Consider the following 921-nt stretch of genomic DNA (forward strand, 5'->3'; position numbering starts at 1 on the left):
ACGAGGGGCTATTTCAAGCGATCAAAGAACAGGGGGTCGACTCCCGATGGTAATCATGGCGCTGATGCGCACCGTTGAGCAAATGGCCGAGGGTGACACGGCAGAATTTGCGGTGTCGTCGGCGAGTGAACTGGACCTCGTGCGCCGATGGTGCGAGAAAACGGGCAACACCCTCGTGAGCACCCTGATGGTCGAACAGGACACCGGCCAGGTGACCGTCGGCCGAGGTCGCCCGCGAAACCCCGGCAGCATGATTCCCCCCGACCGGATGCCCGGAGCGCGCCTGTGGCTATATACGAACTTCCACTGCAACCTGGCCTGCGACTATTGCTGCGTCGCGTCGTCGCCGAAGGCCGATCCGCGACTGCTCGGCATCGACAACATCCAGGCGCTCGTCAGTGAGGCCGCCGAGTGGGGCGTGCAGGAGCTGTATCTCACCGGTGGCGAACCGTTCCTGCTCCCCGACATCGACGTTATCGTGCGCGCCTGCGTCGACCGGCTGCCGACAACATTGCTGACCAACGGGATGCTGTTCCGCGGCCAGGGGCTGCGGAAACTGCAGGCGATGCCGCGGCAGGGCTTTGCATTGCAAATCAGTGTGGACTCGCCGACCGCCGACGTGCATGACTCACACCGCGGCGCCGGGAGTTGGAAACGGGCCCTTGCCGGGATTCGAGTGGCGCTCGATGAGGGATTCACCGTGAGGGTGGCTGCGACAATCTCGGCGCATGATGATCCGGCCCTCGACGAGCTGCATGCGCTGTTCGACGGGCTCGGAATCCCGCGAGCGGATCAGATCATCCGTCCGATCGCGCTTCAGGGCGTCGCCGAAGAGGGGGTCGCATTCACGCGCGAATCGCTGATCCCCGAGGTGACCGTGACGGCGGAAGGTATCTACTGGCACCCCGTTGCAGCCCTTGA

General features: G+C 64.3%; 1 protein-coding gene. It reads left to right on the plus strand.

Annotated features, from left to right (window positions below):
• Window positions 1-64: 64 nt before the first annotated feature.
• The coding region (locus JF66_RS19625) for a radical SAM protein (RefSeq protein WP_197059507.1) at window positions 65-921 on the plus strand (857 nt) is incomplete at its 3' end.

Source organism: Cryobacterium sp. MLB-32 (assembly GCF_000738085.1).
Taxonomy (GTDB): domain Bacteria; phylum Actinomycetota; class Actinomycetes; order Actinomycetales; family Microbacteriaceae; genus Cryobacterium.